The sequence below is a fragment of the Allobosea massiliensis genome (genome assembly GCF_042655245.1).
Lineage (GTDB): Bacteria > Pseudomonadota > Alphaproteobacteria > Rhizobiales > Beijerinckiaceae > Allobosea > Allobosea massiliensis.
In genome coordinates, this window is sequence record NZ_JBHSLU010000047.1 from 49,864 (window position 1) to 68,800 (window position 18,937).

The following is an 18,937-nucleotide window of genomic DNA, read 5'->3' on the forward strand; positions in this document are numbered from 1 at the left end:
GGGCCCTGTGTCATCGCGCCCAGATCGTTCGGATCTCGCCGTTGAGGACATCCTGTCCTTCGACACTCAGGACGACGCCAAACGTCACCCAGCCGCGTTCCTTGCGGCGCTCTTTTGACAGGCAGCTGACCTGCGCTTCGAGTTTATCGCCGGCCTTCGCCGAGCGACCGAAGACGAGCTTCTGGCTGGCGTGGATGTTGCCGGGCGGTCGAGGCTGGGCCGCGTTCAGGTAGGCTTCCATCATCGCTGCGACGAGCATCCCGGCCGGCACGCTCTCCTTTGACTTCCGCTCGCCATAGATGGCGGTCCAGTTGTCCAGGTGCGCATCGTCGAGCGTGATGGCAAAATTCCCCAGCGGCTGGCCAGGGCTGAAATCATCGAAGACCCAAACAGGGAGATCGGTTTGCGCGCCGCTCACCGCTGTCCTCCACGGCCTTGCGGTGCCGCCCGCCCACCGGCCAGCCTCCGCTCGGACTGCCGCACACCGCGAGAGACGCCGAAAAGTGCTTCACTGATCCAGTCGGCGGAATCGCGTAGATCGACGCCCAGGCGCTCGATGTCCTCACGGGACAGTTGACCTGCAATGCTGATCCCGCTGATCCCGAGCCGCGGCCGGCCTTCCGCATCGGTTACGACAGCGGCCGCGATCTCCAGGCCTTTGAAGAGCTGCCCCAGGTCAAACGCGTAGCCATCACGCCGAGCCTTCTCGACGTCGGCCGCGTAATCCTCAAAGCTCGGCGGGGCCTGCCATTGCAGCGCGTCGAAGCGGAGTTTCAGTTCGTCGCGCGGCAGGTTGCGCAAGGCGGCGTAGCAACGACCAACCGCACCCACGAAGGTCGGGAGGCGCGAGCCGTCGGACATGTCGACTCTGACCGTCTTCGCTGTTGAAACACGGTCGACGAGAACGATGCGCTCGCCATCAGTCACCTGCCAGAGGCAGAGCAGGCTCTTGTGCTCGCCGGAGAGCCGCGCGAGCTCCGGCCGGATCAGATCGGCCTGGTTGGCGCCAAGAAGCGGCAACGAGAGCTCCAGAACACCGAGGCCGATCCGGTAGGTCTTCGCCTCCGCATCGAAGTCCACCAGCCGCTCCGTGGAGAGCGTCCGCAGGATGTTGAAGCAGGTGCTGACGCTCACGCCGGTATCGCGCGCGATGACCGCTACACCCGCCGGCTCACTCATCTGAGCAAGCGATCGGAGGATGGAAACCGCGTTGGCGACGGCTCCGACGATTTTTGGCGAGAGGTCTTGATCAGGGCTTGCACTCATGTATGAATGGCTTTCAAGAAACTGTGAATGTCATTCAGCATAGAGAATGACTAACACGTCAAAGCAAGCGATGGAAAGCCCCCTTCGCAGAAAATAAGGGTGAGGAAAGTGGTGGACGGGACCGAACTCCCGATAGGCGTTAACGGCGCATCTGGCGTGGAAGCGGGCCTTTCGGGCCTGCGCGTGCTCGATCTCGGTCGCTATATCGCGGGGCCGTTCTGCGCAGCATTGCTGGCCGATCACGGGGCGGAGGTTATCCGCATCGAGCCGCCCACCGGCGCTCCCGATCGCGAAGTGATGCCGATCGGCCAGCCGGGTCGGGGTGCGCTGTATCTTCAGATGAATCGCAACAAGAAGTCGCTCGCGCTCGACCTCGATACCGAGAGCGGGAGGGCGGCATTCGAGAAGCTGGTCGCAACCGCGGACGCCGTCATTGTCAATCTGCCGCCGGCCGCCTTGCGCCGCGCGCGCCTGGACTACGATACTCTAAAGGCTATCCGCCCCGACATCGTGCTCTGCACGATCAGTGCCTACGGGCCGGAGGGAGACAGTCGCGACCGCATCGGCTTCGACGGCACGGGACAAGCGCTCAGCGGCGCTATGGCTTTGAGCGGGACTGGTGAGCGTCCCATCCGGGCCGCTGTCTCGTATGTCGATTACGCCACCGGAATGTCAGCTGCCTTTGCGACCTTGTCGGCGCTGTATGAGCGGCGTGGCACCGGGCGAGGCCAGCATGTCCAGGCATCGCTGCTGGGAACGGCGCTGACGATGACCAATCCGATGCTGATCGAGGAGGCGGCCGGCGCGCGCAGCCGCAAGCCGATCGGCAACCGCAGCCCGATCGCTGGCCCATCTGATCTTTTCCAGACTCGCGACGGCTGGCTGATGATCCAGGTCATCGGTGACGGCATGTTTCGCCGCTGGGTGCAGTTCGTCGGCCGCCCTGACTTGCTGGCGGACCCGCGTTTCACCTCCGATATCGGCCGGGGCGAGAACGGCGAGGCTCTGAGTGCGGTCATGGCTGACTGGTGCTCGTCGCGCTCGTCCGATGAATGTCTGGCAGAGCTTGAAGCCGCCAAGATTCCGGCCTGCCGGGCCCTGACCCCGGCCGAGGCTCTCGTGGCTCCCGAGAATGCCAATGGCGGCTTCTTTTCATTGGAGCCGGCGCCGGACGGCGCGAGCCAGATACCAATCGTCGCAAACGCTGTCCGAACAGCTGCGCTGCGGCCCGAGCACCGGCCTGCGCCGAAGCTTGGCGCCGATTCAGCAGAGCTCTTGGCCTCGCTCGGCTACGAACCGGACGAAATTACCGGCCTCACGGGCTTAGCGACTGGCAGCACGACACATCGATAGCGGGCACGGAATCAACCGAAGCTCGGAAGTGGAGGAGAGGAAATGACGTTTACGGCACGGATGAAGCTTCTCGGACTGGGGACCTCGCTTGGGCTGCTCGCCAGCCTCGGCGGAGTGCAGGCTCAGGAGACGATCAAGCTTGGACTTTCCGTTCCCCTGTCGGGCTCTGGAGCGATCTGGGGCAAGGGGTCGGAGTTCATGTGCAAGAAGGCGGCGCAGGAGATCGCGCAAGCCGGCGGCGTCAAAGCCGAGGGCAAGACCTACAACTTCGAATGCCTCGCCTATGACAACAAGTACAACGCTGCCGAGGGCACGCGCGTCGCGCAGACGCTCCTCAACCGCGACGGCGTGAAGTTCATCGGCGGCAGCCTTGGAACAGCTCCCGTGCAGGCGCTGCAGTCGCTCGCCGAGCGGCAGGGCGTGCTGATGTTCACGACCGCCTGGGGCTTCAGCATCAAGGGCCCGAAGTTCCCGCTGACCTACACCCAGATGAATACGGCGTTCGAGATCATTCCGCCGATGTTCAAGTACGTTCTTGAGCAGCATCCGCAGGCCAAGTCGGTCGTGATGCTCAACCCGAATGACGCGACCGGTCGCGAAACCGAAGGCGTCGCTAACAGGGCCTGGGTCGGCAACAACATCAAGATTCTGTCGAGCGACTTCTACGAGCGCGGGACGACCGAGTTCCAGCCGATCGCGGCTCGCATCGCCTCTCTCAAGCCTGACATGGTCGATCTGGCCTCGATGCCGCCGGCCGATGCCGGGGCCGTCCTGCGCGAACTGGATGTTCTCGGCTGGAAGGGCGTCAAGATCGTCGCAGTCGGCACCGGTATCGACGGTCTCAAGGCGACTGGCGGTAAGGCGATCGAAGACGTCTACATGGGTGCGGCCATCACCTTCGACAGCCCGGCCATGACCGGCCAGCAGAAGGCCACGAACGAAGAGGCTCGGGGCGTCCTTGGTGAGTCGCTCAACTCGATTCAGATCGGCTTCTACGACTCCGTCTACGCTCTGAAGGCGGGCATCGAGAAGGCGCAGTCGATCGATCCCAAGAAGGTCGCGGCCGTGATGGCCGATGTCTCCTTCACCTCGTTCTACGGCAGCAAGGTCGATTTCTACGGCACGGACACCTACGGGTCCCGCCAGCAGATGCGCCTGCCCGTGACGATCACTCAGGTGAAAGACGGCAACCTGGTCGAAAAGACCCGTCTCGTGCCCTCGGGCAAGTGACCTCCAGACCAAGCCAGGCACGCCCACCATGCAAACCGCGATACAGCTCACCCTGACGAGCCTGCAGATCGGCGCCGTCTACATCCTGTTCTCGCTCGGCCTGACCCTGATTTTCGGGGTCATGCGGATCGTGAACTTCGCCCATGGGCACCTGTTCGCCGTCTCTGCGTTGGCGGTGGCCTGGGCGGTGCCTTGGCTGGCAGGCAATGGTCTCCCCATCCTGCCAGCTTATCTGCTGGCAGCGGTGGGGGGCATCGCGATCGCTATGGCGCTCGGGCTTCTGATGTACGTGACCGGTTTCCGGTTTTTCCAACGCGACATGGTTGGGTCTTTCATCCTGTCGATCGGCCTCGTTCTGCTGCTCGACGGCGTGCTGCTCAAAGTCTTCGGCGGGGCGGTGAGGCCCGTGCCGGAGATTTTTCCTGGCAACATCTCCATCTTCGGGGCGGCTATCACTAATCAGCGCTTTGCCTTGTGCATCGCAGCGATCCTGATCACCGCCTCGCTCTACTGGGCGCTCACGCGAACCAAGCTTGGCAAGGCCCTGAGAGCTGTCTCGATCGACCACGAGGCTGCCATGCTGCAGGGCGTCCCCTACAACCGCATGGCGCTCGCCGGCTTCATGATTGCATCCGGTCTCGCAGCCCTTGCCGGGGCACTGATCGCCCCGGTGACCATCGTCTCGCCGGTGATCGGCGCCGACTATCTGATCAAGGGCTTCATCGCGGTCATCGTAGGCGGGCTCGGCAGTGTTCCAGGTGCGATCCTTGGCGGGTTGTTCGTCGCCGGGATCGAGACCTTCGGCAGCTTCTACTTCGACCCGAGCTCCGCCACAGTTGCCATTTTCCTCCTCGTCATCGCCGTTCTGCTGGTGCGGCCGAAGGGGCTTCTCGGCCATGGTTGATGTGAAGCTTCCTTACTGGCTGGGCGGGATCGCTATCGTCCTCGCGGGCACCGCTTTTGTTCGCGATCCCTATATTGCGAGCGTGGCCAATCTCATCGCAATCGGTGCGCTAACGGCGGTCAGCCTGCGCTTCGTCATGTTGATGGGCGAACTGAACTTCGCCACCGCAGCGTTCGTCGGCATCGGCGCCTATACCACCGGGGCAACGCTCACAATCCTGAACTGGCCGTTCCTGCTCGCCCTGCTGGCCGGCGGCGTCATGGCCGGCCTCGTCTCGATCCTCTTCGGCTACATCACACTCCGGACCAAGGGGCCTTACTTTCTCCTGATCGGCTTCGCGTTCACTGAAGCTGTCCGCATTCTCTACTCAAAGAGCATCGCGCTCGGCGGCACCTCCGGGATGGTCGGGATCTTTCCGCCGATGATCCTGGATGGCTGGATGCCCACCTTTATCGTCGCGGTCGCAGCCCTGCTTATCCTCGGGCTCTATGCTCTGGAGCGTTCTGACTTCGGGAAGATCCTGACCGCGATCCGCGACAACGAAAATGTTGCCAGGACGGTCGGCCTCAACATCCTGCTGGTGAAGATCGCCTGCTTCGCAACGGCCTCTGCCGCAGCCGGCATGGCCGGAAGCCTGCACGCCTTCGCCAACAATGTGATCAGCCCCGGCGATTTCAGCTTCCTCGTTGCGGCATTCGCCCTGGCGTACGTCAAGGTCGGCGGAGAGGGCAGCATCATCGGCCCGCTCTTGGGAACCGCGCTGCTCGTCGTGCTCGGCAGCTATGCGCTCGGCCTCGGAGGAGGGGAGCACATCTTCTACGGCGCGGCGATCGTGCTGGCGGTCCTGCTGCTGCCCCACGGCGTCACCGGACTAGTGAGCGGTAAGCGGCCCCAAGCCGGAGGGGGACACTGAGATGCTGGCAGAGCAACAACCCCTGCTGCGCACCAAGGGTCTGACACGCCGCTTCGGCGGCCTGGTCGCGGTCTCCGATCTCGATCTGGAGATTCGCCCCCGTGAGATTCTCGGACTCATTGGCCCCAACGGTGCTGGCAAGAGCACGACCTTCAATTTGATCAGCGGCTTCTATAAGCCGTCAGCCGGCGAGCTCTTTGTCTTTGGTGAGAACTGCACCGGTCGGTCGCCTCTGGCTATCAGCCGCCTTGGCCTGGTTCGGACCTTCCAGCACGGCAGCCTCATGCGCAGCATGACGGTCGGCGACAACATTCTGCTGGGCACCATTCACGGCGTCCGCGGAAGTGCCCAACGGCGTGCGCGCGTGGCGGAAACCGCCGAGATGCTGGGGCTCACCGCTTATCTCGCGGAGGAGGCCGGCAATCTCCCTCACGGCCTGCAGCGCCTCGTCTCCATCGGCATCGCCTTTGCGGCACGCCCCAAGCTGCTCTGCCTCGACGAACCTCTGACGGGTCTGAACCAGACAGAGGTCGCCAATACGCTGGCCGTTCTGGAACGCATTCGGGACGAATTCAGCTGCTCGGTCCTGCTCGTCGAGCACAACATGAAGGCGGTGATGCGTGTCTGTGACCGCATCGTCGTGCTGCATCACGGCCAGCATCTCGCAACCGGCACGCCATCGGAGATCCGCGCCGATCAAAAGGTCATCGAGGCCTATCTAGGGCATCGCCATGAGCACTGAAGCGCTTCCCCTCAAGGTCGCGGGCCTCTCGGCTCGCTATGGCGTTGTTCCCGCATTGAACGACGTCACCATCACTGTCGGCATCGGCGAGATCGTCACGCTGATCGGCGCGAACGGTGCGGGCAAGTCGACGCTGATCAAGACGATCTGCGGCCTAGTGCGCCCCAGCGCCGGGAGCGTCCATCTCTTCGGGGAGAACGTCACCGGCATGTCCCCGGACCGTCTCGTGCGGAAAGGATTGTCCGTGGTGCCGGAGGGGCGGCGCCTCTTCGGCGAGATGACGATGCTTGAGAACCTGGAGCTGGGCTCCTTCGCGCGCAACGACACCGCAGCGGTGAAGCGCGATCTCGACCGCGTGATTTCGCTCTTTCCGGAACTGAGGGATCGGCTCGCGACGCAGGCCTCGACCTTCAGCGGTGGCCAGCAGCAGATGATTGCGGTGGCTCGTGCCTTGATGAGCGCCCCGCGCATCCTGCTCCTGGACGAGCCGACAATCGGGCTCGCCCCGGCGATCGTCGACCGCATCGCGGATATGATCAAAACGGTTGCCGAAACCGGCGTGAACATCCTGCTCGTTGAACAGAACGCGGAAACCGCGCTCGCCATCGCCGACCGCGCCTACATCCTCGAGGGCGGCGCAATCACCGCCGAGGACTCCGCGAGCGTGCTCGCGCAGAGCCCTGAGGTGCAACGGGCCTATCTGGGAATCTGACCATGGCGCTCGACAGCAACGACATCTGGCAGCCTACCGCCGACTATATCGACCGTGCTCAGGTGACCGCCCTATCCAAACGCCTTGGCGCGACGGACATCGACGCACTCTATGATTTGTCGCTGGCCGAACCGGAGCGGTATTGGCGCGAGGTTACGAGCTTCTGCAATATCCGCTGGAGCCGCGACTACGACCGCTACTGCGACCTGTCTCGTGGCGCTCCGTTCCCTGCCTGGTTCGTCGGCGGTGAGCTCAACTGGGTCGACACGATCCTGGACAATCCCGAATGGGCGGCCCGGACGGCTATCATCGCAGAGCGCGAGGATGGCTCGGTCCGCGAGGTCACTTACCAGGAATTGAAGGATGAAGTCCGCAGCCTTGCTGCCGGGTTGCTCCGCCTTGGGCTGAAGCGTGGTGACCGCGTTGGTCTGCTGATGGAGAACGGCATCGAGGCCTCGGTCTCGCTGCTTGCCGTCTCGTATATTGGCGCAATCGTCGTTCCGCTCTTTAGCGGCTTCGGAACCGATGCCATTGTGGCCCGTCTCGGATCCTGCGGAGCCAGGGCGCTGCTGGCTACGACCGGCTTTCAGCGGCGCGGACGGTTTATCTCGACGCGCGACACCATTGCGTCCGTCAGGAAGGAGCTGCCGAACCTGGAGCTCGTCGCGTTGAAGCGGTCCCCCGAGGATACTGCTCCGACGGATGCCGATGCGGATTACCTCGATTGGCAATTGGTGCGGCAAAGCCCGCACAGTGCGCCGCCGTCTGCACGGATGTCGCCGAACGACCCTTTCATGGTGATCTTCACCTCGGGGACGACTGGGAAGCCCAAGGGAGCCGTCCATGTGCATGGCGGCTTCCCAATCAAGATCGCACACGACTCTGCGGTTCACTTCGACGTGGGAGCAGGCGACGTCTTTTGTTGGCCGGCTGACATGGGCTGGATCGCGGGCTCGCTCATTCTTGGTTCGGCGCTTCTCCGCGGCGCGACCCTGGTTTGCTACGACGGCGCCCCTGACTACCCCGACTGGTCGCGGATGGGCCGGTTGATTGAGACCTATCGCGTCACTCACTACGGCTCCGCGCCGACACTGATCCGCGGCCTGGCTTCGAACGAGGCGGTCAGCACCGCGCCCGATCTGTCATCGCTTCGTCTTCTGATTACAGCCGGCGAAAGCATCGCCGCCGAACATTTCGTCTGGTTCGAACGGGCTTTCGGGCGGAGTGAGTGCCCGCTGATCAACTATACGGGCGGAACGGAAGTCTCGGGCTGCCTGCTTTCCAGCGTCGTGACCAAGCCGATAGTACCCGCGGGCTTCAACACACGCTCGCCAGGGGTTGCGGTCGATGTGCTCGATCCCGCAGGTCAACCTCTGACCGGCGCGATTGGAGAGCTCGCGGTGCTCGCGCCCTTCGTGGGCATGACTGCGAGCTTCTGGCAGGACGAGCAGCGATATCTCGAAACTTATTGGAGCACTGTGCCCGGCGTCTGGATCCACGGTGACCTCGCGATGCGAGCCGGGGAGGGACACTATCTCCTCCTCGGGCGTTCGGACGACACCATCAAGGTCGCGGGAAAGCGCGTCGGCCCAGCTGAGGTCGAGGAAATCCTGGTCGAGATCGAAGGTGTCATCGAAGCCGCGGTGATCGGCGCCGAGGATCCGGTCAAGGGCCAGGCGCTCATTGCCTTCCTCACGTGCTCAGGGCCGGCCGACGACATCCTCAAGCTCGCAACAGCACGAATCCAGGAAAGGCTGGGCAAGCCATTTGCGCCCCGGGCTGTCTTCGTCGTGCCTCAACTGCCGAAGACCCGCAGCTCCAAGATCATGCGTCGCGTGATCCGCAGCGTCTATTCCGGCTCCCCCGCGGGAGACCTCTCCTCTCTCGTCAACCCGGAAGCGATCGCCGACATCGAGCGCATCGTCCGCCAAGGAGCCTGAAGCCATGGATCTGCAATTGCGCGGCCAGAAAGTCGTGATCACCGGTGCCTCGCAGGGCATCGGCGAAGGGCTGGCCGAGGTCTTCGCAGAGGAGGGTTGCAACGTGCATCTCGTCGCGCGTTCGGGCGACAAGCTCACCAGGCTTGCCGAACGCCTGCGCGATCAGCACGGCATCACGGTGGTGGTTCAGGAGCAGGACATTGCCGCGAAGGGAGCTGCCGAGGCCATCGGCAAGGCAGCCGGACGCGTCGATGTGCTGGTCAACAATGCCGGAGCCATTCCAGGCGGCGATCTCTGGCAGGTAGACGGAGAGCGCTGGCGCGAGGGCTGGGAGGTCAAGGTCTTCGGCTATATCGACCTCTGCCGGGAATTCTACGCAGCGATGAAGGCGGCCGGAGGCGGCGTCATCCTCAACAATATCGGCAATGGCGGCGAGAACACCGATTTCCGCTACATCGCAGGTTCGACCGGCAACGCTGCCCTGATGGCTTTCTCCCGGGCGCTCGGTGGCCGCAGCCTCGATGACGGCATTCGCGTCCTCGGCATCAATCCGGGCCCAGTCGCCACGGACCGGATCGTCAACATCATGAAGAAGCGCGCTCGCGAGCAGTGGGACGACGAGAGCCGCTACGTCGAACTGCTGGCGGCCTATCCGCTTGGCCGCGCAGCGAGCGTGCGCGAGGTGGCTGACCTCTTCGCCTTCCTCGCCTCGCCGCGCTCCGCCTACACGTCCGGCACCATCATCACCGTCGATGGCGGCATCACCTCGCGCCGCTCGATCTGACCGGAGGCAGCATGACACTCGAAGCCTATTCCGCCTTTCCATCGATCCTCTGCGATCGGCCCGCTCCAGGCGTTCTGCGGCTGACGCTGAACCGCCCGGAAAGCTTGAACTCGCTCGGCGCCGACGCCCATCGCGAGCTGGCCGACATCTGGCGCGTTGTCGATCGAGATCGCGAAACGCTGGCCGTTCTGCTCTGCGCCAAGGGCAAGGCGTTCTCTGCCGGCGGCGACTTCGAGGTCGTGAAAAAGCTGACTCAGAGCTTCGAGGAACGCGCCAACATGTGGCGGGAGGCGAGAGACCTCGTCTACAACATCGTCAACTGCTCGAAGCCGATCGTTTCGGCCATTCAAGGAGCGGCAGTCGGCGCCGGTCTTGCCGCCGCCCTGGTTTCCGACATTCCGATCGCGGCCAAGAATGCCAAGCTCGTGGACGGCCATGTTCGGCTTGGCGTTGCTGCGGGCGACCATGCCGCAATCATCTGGCCGCTGCTCTGCGGCATGGCCAAGGCCAAGTATCACCTCCTGCTCAACGAACCCGTGAGCGGCGAGAAGGCCGAGCAACTGGGGCTCGTCGCGCTCGCAGTCGACGAAGAAGAGCTGCAGGAGAAGGCGCTCGCCGTGGCCACGAGGCTTGCCGAAGGCGCGCCTTCCGCGATCCAGTGGACCAAATATGCCCTGAACAACTGGCTGCGGATGGCCGGCCCGACCTTCGATGCCTCGCTCGCATTGGAGATGCTTGGCTTCTCAGGTCCCGACCCGCAGGAGGGGCTGGACTCCTTCCGCGAGCGGAGAGCGCCCAACTTCCCGAAGAAGGCGCCGTTCTGAGATGCCCGCCGCCGGCTACGAGAGGCTGCTGAGCCCGCTCGCTCTCGGCCACGTCACGTTGCGCAATCGCATTGCGATGATGCCGCATGCGGTGATGTTCGGCGCCGGCTACGGCTCCGCGATCGAGCGCACGATCGCCTACCATGTCGAGCGCGCGAAGGGCGGCGCCGGCCTCATTGTCATGTCCAACTTTCTGATGCCGCCGTCCTGGCGCCAAACCGCGAGTTGGGGCGGCGCGCTCGAAACGACGGCACTCGGTGGGCTGGACCTGGCCAACGATCGCGGTCTGCAGCCGCATTACCAACGCATGATCTCGGCGATTAAATCCGAGGGAGCCTGCTTCGTCTCGCAGCTCAACATGAGCGGCCGCCAATTGCGGTCACCAGGCACAACCCAGTTCGGCATCCCGCTCTTCGCTCCATCGCCGCTGCCGTGTCCGCGAACCGGAGAGATCCCAAAGGAGATGAGCGAAGAGGACATCGCTGAATACGTTGCGACCATGGTCGAGGCTGCCCTGAACATGCAGGAGGCAGGCGCCGACGGCGTCGAGCTTTTTGCGGCTCAAGGCTACCTGCTGCACGAATTCCTGTCGCCGGCGACCAACAAGCGGACAGACCACTACGGCGGCTCCCTCGAAAACCGCATGCGCTTCCTGCTCGAAGGGCTTCGAGCAATCCGAGCCGCGGTCGGCCCGAATTTCCTTATCGGCGCCCGGGTAAACGGCAGGGATGATGTTCCGGGTGGACTTCAGCTTGCCGATGCCACCGCGATCGCCGCGCGTCTTCGGACGGAAGGCATCAGCTATCTGAATGTCAGCGGGCTGACCTCCCTCCATTATCCCGGCTGGATCGCAGACATCACTGCGCCGGAAGCTCAGTTTGCTGACGAGGCGGGAGCCATTCGACAGGCCGTGGAGGGCCTCCCGGTTTGCGTCAGTTCCCGTATCGCGACGCCGGAAGCGGCCGAGGCAGTGCTGGCATCCGGCCGCGCCGACTTCATCGGCATGGCCCGCGCGCTGATCTCTGATCCCGAGTTGCCGCTGAAGGCGGCCAGAGGGGACCGCGAGAGCATCCGCATCTGCACCTACTCGAACCAGTCCTGCATCGTCGGCCTTGATCGCGGACGTGGCGTCGGCTGCGTCCACAACCCCGCAGTCGGTCGCGAAGCTCAAATTGGAATCGGGACCATGCGTCCTGCGCCGCGATCCAAACGCGTGGCGGTTGTGGGCGGTGGTCCTGCAGGACTGGCAGCCGCGCGTGTTGCCGCCGAGCGCGGTCATCGCGTGACGCTCTTCGAGCGCGGCGCGCGCCTCGGAGGTCAGAACCTGATGACCAGCGAGATCACGTCGCGGCGCGGCTTCGCAGAGATTCACCGCTGGCAAATCAAGATGCTGGAGAGGCTTCAGGTCGACATCCGTTTGAATGCCGAGGCGGACCGGGCGACTTTGGCGAGCGGCGCTTTCGAAGCCGTTGTCCTTGCGACAGGCTCGTCGCCACGCCGCGACGGGTACAGTTCGCTGAGGCCCGGGGCTTCCGGCATTCCCGGCGCCGAACTCCCGCGCGTCCGAACCGTCTGGGACGCATTTCTTCAACCTGAGAGCTTCGACGGCCCAGTCATTGTGATCGAGGACGATCCCCATCTCTCCGGAACAGCGGCCGCGGAGAAGTTGGCCGAGCTGGGGCATGCCGTCACCATCGTCACACCGCACATGCATGCCGGCGCGGATTTGCCCGTCCATCATGCCCCCGCGCTTTACCGGCGCCTGGCTGCTCTCGGGATCGAGGTTCTGCCGACACGCTTCGTTACAGCGATCGAGGAACGGCGACTGATCTGCGAGGACCGCTTCGGCGGTGCGGTCAGTGAAATCGAGCATGCCGGCCCGATCATCCTCGCCATGGGCAATAGCGCGAACGCCAGCCTAGCTTCGGAACTGGCGGGGAATGACCTGGAAATCCAGCTCGTCGGTGATGCCGTGGCCCCGCGTCAGGTGGACATCGCCATTCTCGACGGCGAACGCGCCGGCTGGATGGTCTGAACAGGAGGACGACATGGCAAGGCTGTCCGGCAAAGTTGCTTTCATTACCGGTGCTGCTGGCGGCATCGGACGCTCGACTTGCGCCCGCTACATTGCCGAGGGGGCCCGCATCGTCGCGGCCGATATCAGCGGGCCTGCACTCGATGAAACCTTGGAAGAGGCCGTGGCGGGCGAGAATGGGCTAGCGCTCGTGTGCGACATCACCGACCCCGAACAGGTCAAGGCCGCGATGGCGAAGACCGTGTCGGAGTTCGGCAGGCTCGACATCCTCTGCAACATCGCCGGCGGATCCAGCTCAGCCGATGCGCGTGTGACGGAGGCGCCGGACGAGGAGTTCTGGCGCGTCATCAAGCTCGATCTCTACGGCACGTTCTTGTGCTCCAAATATGCGATCCCCGAGATGGTTCGTTCGGGCGGCGGCGCCGTGGTCAATCTCTCGTCGATGGTCGCCTTGATGGCTCTGCCGGAGCGCGATTGTTACACCGCGGCCAAAGGTGGCGTCGCGGCGATGACCCGTTCGATGGCCGTCGAATACGCGCCTGACAACATTCGCGTGAACGCGATTGCGCCCGGCCTCGTTCTGACACCGCGTGCCGAAGCGCTGTTGCAGGAGCGAGAGGAGTTGCGGCGTCTCGCCGGCCAGCACCTTCTCGGCCCCTGTCGGCCGCTCGATATCGCCGACATGGCGGTCTACCTCGGCAGTGATGAAGCCCGCGTGGTCACGGGCCAGGTCATCTCTGTCGACAGCGGCGTGACCATTTCCTGAGGCGCAACCCATGATCAATTCAGTCGCCGTCATCGGCGTCGGAGCCATGGGTGCTCCGATGGCCATGAACATCCATAAGGCGGGCTTCGCCCTTACGGTCTGCGACCGCAGCGAAGCAGCCCGCGCGCCGTTCGCCGCGCTGGGCGTCAACTGCGTTGAACGCGCCGCCGACTGCGCTGGCTGCGACGCAGCCATCATCCTGGTCGCGACCCCCGAGCAGGCTCGCTCCGTCGTGCTGGGGGAAGGCGGCCTGCGCAGCGGGCTCAACGGCCGCAAGCCGATCCTCGTCATCATGGGGACGATCGCTCCCGAAACCATGCGCGAGCTCGCGCAGGAACTTGAACCTGACGGCGTGCGGGTCGTCGATGCCCCCATCAGCGGCGGAGCCTTGAAGGCTCGCGATGGGACCCTCGCCATCATCATGGGAGGGCGTGCTGAGGATTGCGCGGAACTGCGCCCCCTGATGCAGTCCATGGGCAGCAGCATCTTCCATTGCGGCCCACTTGGAGCGGGGCAGGCGACCAAGATCGTCAACAATCTTGTGGGCATCACCACGCTGATGATCGCGGCCGAAGCCTATCGCATTGCCGGCGAAAACGGCATCGCGCTGCCGGATGCTATTCCGGTATTCGAAGCCAGCACAGGGCGCAACTTCTTCACCGTCCGCCCGAACGATGCAGGCGAGGCTTATGACGCCTGGACGGCAACCCGCGCGGATTTCGATTCCCTCCAAGCCATCCTGCGCAAGGACATCGACCTTGCGCTTTCGATCGGGGAAGCCGCCGGCCCCCTCCCGATGACGAGCGCCCTGCAAGCGGTGCTCGATGGGGTTGGCGACGAAACATTCCAGACCTGGCGCGCGGTCGCGACCGCCCCACGACAGTCCTGAGGCCATCATGCAGCATGCTTCCGATCACTCAGAGATCCGCGACGCCGTCGCGAAGCTCTGCTCCGATTTTCCGGGCGAGTACTGGCGCAAGCACGACCGGGAGATGGCCTATCCGACGGAGTTCGTTTCGGCTCTGACGGAAAGCGGCTTCCTGTCGGCGCTCATCCCCGAGGAATACGGCGGGGCCGGTCTGCCGCTATCGGCGGCGGCCGTCATCATGGAGGAGATCCAGCGACAGGGCTGCAATGGCGCCGCCTGCCATGCCCAGATGTATGTGATGGGCACGGTGCTGCGACATGGCACTGAGGACCAGAAGCAGCGCTATCTCCCCAAGGTCGCCTCGGGCGAGCTTCGCCTTCAGGCCTTCGGCGTTACCGAGCCAACCAGTGGCACGGACACGACGGCACTGAGGACGACTGCCCGTCGCGAGGGCGACCATTACGTCGTGAACGGCCAGAAGATCTGGACGAGCCGCGCCGAGCAGTCTGACCTGATGCTGCTTCTGGCTCGCACCACCCCGCGAGACCAGGTGGCGAAGCGCACCGATGGGCTCTCGGTCTTCATTCTCGACATGCGAGAAGCGCTGAAGGACGGCCTGACCATCCGGCCAATCCGCACGATGATGAACCACGCCACCACCGAGGTCTTCTTCGACAATGTGAAGGTCCCGGCCGCAAACCTCGTCGGCGAGGAGGGCAAGGGCTTCCGCTACATCCTGTCGGGCATGAACGCAGAACGCATCCTGATCGCGTCGGAGTGCGTCGGTGACGCGAAATGGTTCATCGACAAGGCGTCGAACTACGCCAAGGAGCGCCACGTCTTCGGACGACCGATCGGTCAGAACCAGGGCATCCAGTTTCCGATCGCCAAGGCCTACGCCAACATGCGCGCCGCGGAGCTGATGGTGCGCGAGGCGATCCGGCTCTACGAGGCCGGAGCCAATCCGGGCGCCGAGGCCAACATGGCCAAGATGCTCGCGGCAGATGCGTCTTTCGAGGCCGCCAATGCCTGCATCCAGACCCATGGCGGCTTCGGGTTCGCCGAAGAGTATGACGTCGAGCGCAAGTTCCGCGAGACGCGCCTCTATCAGGTCGCACCGATCTCAACGAACCTGATCCTCTCGTTTCTCGCGGAGCATGTGCTCGGCATGCCGAGGTCATACTGATGACCGCGGTCGAAGCGCTTACTGTCGATATCGACCATCTTCGAAACTGGATAGGCCGCGAGGATCTTGGCTCGGACGTCCTGACCGAGGACCTCGCGCGAAAGTATCACGCGACCTTCGACCTTCCCGGAGAAGCGCCGAAGCGCGGCAAGATTGCGCCCCGAATGATCCATGTCTGCCTGGCCCAGCCTGCGGTCCCGACTGCACAGCTCGGACCGGACGGCCATCCCGAACGCGGTGGCTTCCTTCCACCGGTGCCCTTGCCGCGTCGCATGTGGGCAGGCAGCAGTCAGAGCTTCCACGGCGATCTGCGGGTTGGCGACGAGGTGAGGCGGATCTCCCGCATCGCGGACGTTGTCTACAAGGAAGGGCGGACAGGGGCGCTTTGCTTCGTCACCGTGCAGCATCAGATCGAGGGGAACGGACGGCTCGTGCTCGAAGAGCGGCAGGACATCGTCTATCGGAATCTGGAGGCTACCGGAGCCACACCGAAGACGCCGCCACCGGCTGAAGCGGGCACATATCGGCGTCCGATGAAAATTGAGCCTCCGCTGCTGCTTCGCTATTCGGCGCTGACCTTCAACGCCCATCGCATCCATTACGACCGGCGCTACTCGACGGAGGTCGAGGGATATCCGGCTCTCGTCGTCCACGGGCCGATGCAGGCTGCGATGCTCCTGAACTACGCCACTGAACTGCGCGGCTCGCCGCCGAGCCGTTTCCGCTTTCGTGGCCAGTCGCCGCTGTTCGACGATGCCGCCTTCGCACTCAACGCGCGCGACGAGGGCGATGGGTTGAAGCTCTGGACCGCCAGGCAGGACGGTCCAGAGTGCATGGTAGCCGAGGCGTCGTGGCAATGACGGCGTTGCCGGACATCACCGTCGCGCTCTTCGTTCCGGGAGACCGGCCTGAGCGCTTTGTGAAAGCGGCTTCGACCGACGCCGATGCGATCATCATCGACCTCGAGGACGCCGTCGCTGCTGACGGGAAGGACCAGGCACGGGCCGCCCTGAAGCGTGACTTCACCGACAAGCCGGTCCTGGTGCGGGTCAACGGGATCGGTACGCCCTGGCACGACCGGGACATCGCGGCGCTGAGAGGGCATGGCTTCAGCGCGGTCGTCCTTCCGAAAGCGGAGTTTGGTCCCGAGTTTGAGACGCTCTGTGAGCAACTCGACCTGCCCGTCGTCGTCTTGATCGAAAGCGTGCGGGGGCTTGCCGATGCGCGCCGGATCGCAATCACATGCAACGTCGCACGCATCGCTTTCGGGAGCATCGACTTCAGTGCCGATCTTGGATGCGCCCATACGCGGGAAGCGCTGCTCCTGGCCCGTTCTGAGCTTGTCGTTGCCTCCCGGCTGGCTGGCCTGCCGCAGCCTATCGATGGAGTGACGACAGCAATCGACGACGCCCCGTTGATCGCGAGCGATGCGCGCCATGCGCGAGATCTCGGGTTCACTGGAAAGCTCTGCATCCATCCTCGCCAGGTAGCCGCGATCCAGGCGGGCTTCGCTCCGGATGAGGCCGAGGTCCTCTGGGCTCGTAAGGTCATGGCCAGCGGCGACGGCGCAGTGGCTATCGACGGCGCGATGGTCGACGAGCCCGTTCGCATCCGAGCGCGATCAATTCTGAAGTGGGTGCCAAGCGCCCCGGCCGCAGTTTTCGACGCATCCCTCTCGACATCTCAGTAAGAGGTTCCGACATGAAAATCCTCGTGCCTGTAAAGCGGGTGGTCGACTACAATGTGAAGATCCGCGTGAAGGCGGACGGGTCGGGCGTCGAGCTCGCCAATGTGAAGATGTCGATGAATCCCTTCGACGAGATCGCCGTCGAAGAGGCGCTGCGGCTGAAGGAAGCGGGCAAGGCGACCGAGGTGATCGTCGTATCGATCGGCCCGGCGCAGGCCGCGGAGACGATCCGCACGGGTCTTGCGATGGGTGCCGACCGCGGCATCCTCGTCAAGGTCGACGGCACTGTCGAGCCGCTGGCGGTCGCCAAGCTCCTCAAGAAGGTCGTCGAGCAGGAAGGCCCCGACCTCGTCATCCTCGGCAAGCAGGCGATCGACGACGATTGCAACCAGACTGGCCAGATGCTCGCCGCGCTGCTGGGTTGGCCACAGGGCACGTTCGCGTCCAAGGTCGAACTCGGCGCGGATTGCGTCGATGTCACCCGCGAGGTCGATGGCGGTCTTCAGACGGTGGCGCTCAAGCTGCCGGCGATCGTCACCACGGATCTGCGCCTGAACGAGCCGCGCTACGCCTCGCTGCCCAACATCATGAAGGCGAAGAAGAAGCCGCTCGACGAGACCACGGCCGAAGCGCTCGGCGTCGATGTCGCGCCCCGCCTCAAGGTTCTGAAGACGGCCGAGCCTGCCGGCCGCTCCGCCGGCGTCAAGGTGGCCAATGCCGCCGAACTCGTCTCCAAGCTCAAGACCGCCGGGGTGATCTGATGACCACGCTGCTGATCGCCGAACACGACAACGCCTCGATCAAGGACGCCACCGCCAAGGCGTTGACGGCTGCCGCCAAGCTCGGCGGCCCGGTGCATGTCCTCGTCGCCGGCCAGGGCGCCAAGGGCGCGGCCGATGCCGCGGCCAAGCTCGCCGGCGTCGAAAAGGTGCTGCTCGCCGATGACGCCGCTTATGGCCACGCGCTGGCCGAGCCGCTCGCGGCGCTGATCGTCAAGCTCGCAGAGGGCTACGACGCCATCGTCGCGCCCTCGACCACCATCGGCAAGAATGTGCTGCCGCGCGTCGCCGCCCTGCTCGACGTGATGCAGGTCTCGGACGTCAGCAAGATCGTCTCGGCCGACACCTTCGAGCGCCCGGTCTATGCCGGCAACGCGATCCAGACCGTGCAGTCGACCGACGCCAAGAAGCTGCTGACCATCCGCACCGCGTCCTTCGCGGCTGCGGGCGAAGGCGGCTCGGCCGCGGTCGAGAGCGTCAGTACTGTCGAGAACCACGGCTCCTCCAGCTTCAAGGGCGAGGAGGTGGCGAAGTCGGATCGTCCAGAGCTCGCCTCGGCCAAGATCATCATTTCGGGCGGCCGCGCTCTGGCCTCGGCCGAGAACTTCACCAAGGTGATCGAGCCCGTCGCCGACAAGCTCGGCGCCGCGATGGGTGCCTCGCGCGCCGCGGTCGATGCCGGCTACGCCCCCAACGACTGGCAGGTTGGCCAGACCGGCAAGGTGGTTGCTCCCGAACTCTACATCGCCGTCGGCATCTCCGGCGCGATCCAGCATCTGGCCGGCATGAAGGACTCCAAGGTCATCGTCGCCATCAACAAGGACGAGGAAGCCCCGATCTTCCAGGTCGCCGATTACGGCCTCGTCGGCGATCTCTTCACGCTACTGCCTGAGGTCGTGCAAGAGCTGGCGCGGGGCTGAGGGGGCGGCGGAGCCGAGCGACCGCAGA

The 18,937-nt window shown here is 64.3% G+C and carries 19 protein-coding genes; 17 read left to right on the forward strand and 2 right to left on the reverse strand.

Annotation, left to right across the window (positions count from 1 at the left end; genetic code table 11):
* Positions 1–10 precede the first annotated feature (10 nt).
* Both ACFPN9_RS15585 and ACFPN9_RS15590 read right to left on the reverse strand, forming a co-directional pair.
* Positions 11–418: a MaoC family dehydratase gene (locus tag ACFPN9_RS15585; protein WP_067994556.1), complete on the reverse strand. Its 408-nt coding sequence runs from the start codon at positions 416–418 to the stop codon at positions 11–13.
* Positions 415–1,266, reverse strand: coding sequence for an IclR family transcriptional regulator (locus ACFPN9_RS15590; RefSeq protein ID WP_291548159.1), 852 nt, complete (start codon positions 1,264–1,266; stop codon positions 415–417). Before ACFPN9_RS15590 ends, ACFPN9_RS15585 begins: the two co-directional genes overlap by 4 nt.
* Positions 1,267–1,377: 111 nt before the next feature.
* Between ACFPN9_RS15590 and ACFPN9_RS15595 the strand changes: the two genes are divergently transcribed.
* The 17 genes from ACFPN9_RS15595 to ACFPN9_RS15675 are packed head-to-tail and all read left to right on the forward strand — an operon-like array spanning position 1,378 to position 18,909.
* Positions 1,378–2,619: a CaiB/BaiF CoA transferase family protein gene (locus tag ACFPN9_RS15595; RefSeq protein ID WP_291548160.1), complete on the forward strand. Its 1,242-nt coding sequence runs from the start codon at positions 1,378–1,380 to the stop codon at positions 2,617–2,619.
* Between the two features lie 42 nt (positions 2,620–2,661).
* Positions 2,662–3,849, forward strand: coding sequence for an ABC transporter substrate-binding protein (locus ACFPN9_RS15600; RefSeq protein ID WP_377799788.1), 1,188 nt, complete (start codon positions 2,662–2,664; stop codon positions 3,847–3,849).
* 28 nt (positions 3,850–3,877) lie between these two features.
* Positions 3,878–4,753, forward strand: coding sequence for a branched-chain amino acid ABC transporter permease (locus ACFPN9_RS15605; RefSeq protein ID WP_067994544.1), 876 nt, complete (start codon positions 3,878–3,880; stop codon positions 4,751–4,753).
* Entirely contained in the window at positions 4,746–5,666 is a 921-nt protein-coding gene (locus ACFPN9_RS15610; protein WP_067994541.1) for a branched-chain amino acid ABC transporter permease, read from the forward strand. Before ACFPN9_RS15605 ends, ACFPN9_RS15610 begins: the two co-directional genes overlap by 8 nt.
* 1 nt (position 5,667) lies before the next feature.
* The gene (locus ACFPN9_RS15615) at positions 5,668–6,408 is read left to right on the forward strand and encodes an ABC transporter ATP-binding protein (protein WP_067994538.1); all 741 of its coding nucleotides are present in this window, start codon (positions 5,668–5,670) and stop codon (positions 6,406–6,408) included.
* A complete protein-coding gene (locus ACFPN9_RS15620) occupies positions 6,398–7,120 on the forward strand; it encodes an ABC transporter ATP-binding protein (RefSeq protein WP_067994534.1) in 723 nt (240 codons plus the stop codon). The genes ACFPN9_RS15615 and ACFPN9_RS15620 overlap by 11 nt, the downstream gene beginning before the upstream one ends.
* Positions 7,121–7,122: 2 nt before the next feature.
* The gene (locus ACFPN9_RS15625) at positions 7,123–9,060 is read left to right on the forward strand and encodes an AMP-binding protein (protein ID WP_067994531.1); all 1,938 of its coding nucleotides are present in this window, start codon (positions 7,123–7,125) and stop codon (positions 9,058–9,060) included.
* Between the two features lie 4 nt (positions 9,061–9,064).
* Positions 9,065–9,844 carry an SDR family oxidoreductase gene (locus ACFPN9_RS15630; protein WP_067994527.1) on the forward strand — a complete coding sequence of 260 codons (780 nt, stop codon included), beginning with the start codon at positions 9,065–9,067 and terminating at the stop codon, positions 9,842–9,844.
* Between the two features lie 11 nt (positions 9,845–9,855).
* Positions 9,856–10,668: an enoyl-CoA hydratase/isomerase family protein gene (locus tag ACFPN9_RS15635; protein WP_067994524.1), complete on the forward strand. Its 813-nt coding sequence runs from the start codon at positions 9,856–9,858 to the stop codon at positions 10,666–10,668.
* 1 nt (position 10,669) lies between these two features.
* Complete coding sequence (locus ACFPN9_RS15640; protein ID WP_163006270.1) at positions 10,670–12,703, forward strand: FAD-dependent oxidoreductase; 2,034 nt, start codon at positions 10,670–10,672, stop codon at positions 12,701–12,703.
* 13 nt (positions 12,704–12,716) lie between these two features.
* A complete protein-coding gene (locus ACFPN9_RS15645; protein ID WP_067994513.1) occupies positions 12,717–13,469 on the forward strand; it encodes an SDR family NAD(P)-dependent oxidoreductase in 753 nt (250 codons plus the stop codon).
* Positions 13,470–13,479: 10 nt separating this feature from the next.
* The gene (locus ACFPN9_RS15650) at positions 13,480–14,358 is read left to right on the forward strand and encodes an NAD(P)-dependent oxidoreductase (RefSeq protein ID WP_067994509.1); all 879 of its coding nucleotides are present in this window, start codon (positions 13,480–13,482) and stop codon (positions 14,356–14,358) included.
* A gap of 7 nt (positions 14,359–14,365) precedes the next feature.
* Positions 14,366–15,523 (forward strand): acyl-CoA dehydrogenase family protein, encoded by a 1,158-nt coding sequence (locus ACFPN9_RS15655; protein WP_067994507.1) that lies wholly within the window; start codon positions 14,366–14,368, stop codon positions 15,521–15,523.
* Positions 15,523–16,383: an HTD2 family dehydratase gene (locus tag ACFPN9_RS15660; protein ID WP_067994504.1), complete on the forward strand. Its 861-nt coding sequence runs from the start codon at positions 15,523–15,525 to the stop codon at positions 16,381–16,383. The genes ACFPN9_RS15655 and ACFPN9_RS15660 overlap by 1 nt, the downstream gene beginning before the upstream one ends.
* On the forward strand, positions 16,380–17,213 hold the full coding sequence (locus ACFPN9_RS15665; protein ID WP_067994500.1) for an HpcH/HpaI aldolase/citrate lyase family protein: 834 nt from the start codon (positions 16,380–16,382) through the stop codon (positions 17,211–17,213). Before ACFPN9_RS15660 ends, ACFPN9_RS15665 begins: the two co-directional genes overlap by 4 nt.
* An 11-nt stretch (positions 17,214–17,224) precedes the next feature.
* Positions 17,225–17,971 (forward strand): electron transfer flavoprotein subunit beta/FixA family protein, encoded by a 747-nt coding sequence (locus ACFPN9_RS15670; protein ID WP_067994495.1) that lies wholly within the window; start codon positions 17,225–17,227, stop codon positions 17,969–17,971.
* A complete protein-coding gene (locus tag ACFPN9_RS15675) occupies positions 17,971–18,909 on the forward strand; it encodes an electron transfer flavoprotein subunit alpha/FixB family protein (RefSeq protein WP_067994493.1) in 939 nt (312 codons plus the stop codon). The genes ACFPN9_RS15670 and ACFPN9_RS15675 overlap by 1 nt, the downstream gene beginning before the upstream one ends.
* Positions 18,910–18,937 lie beyond the last annotated feature (28 nt).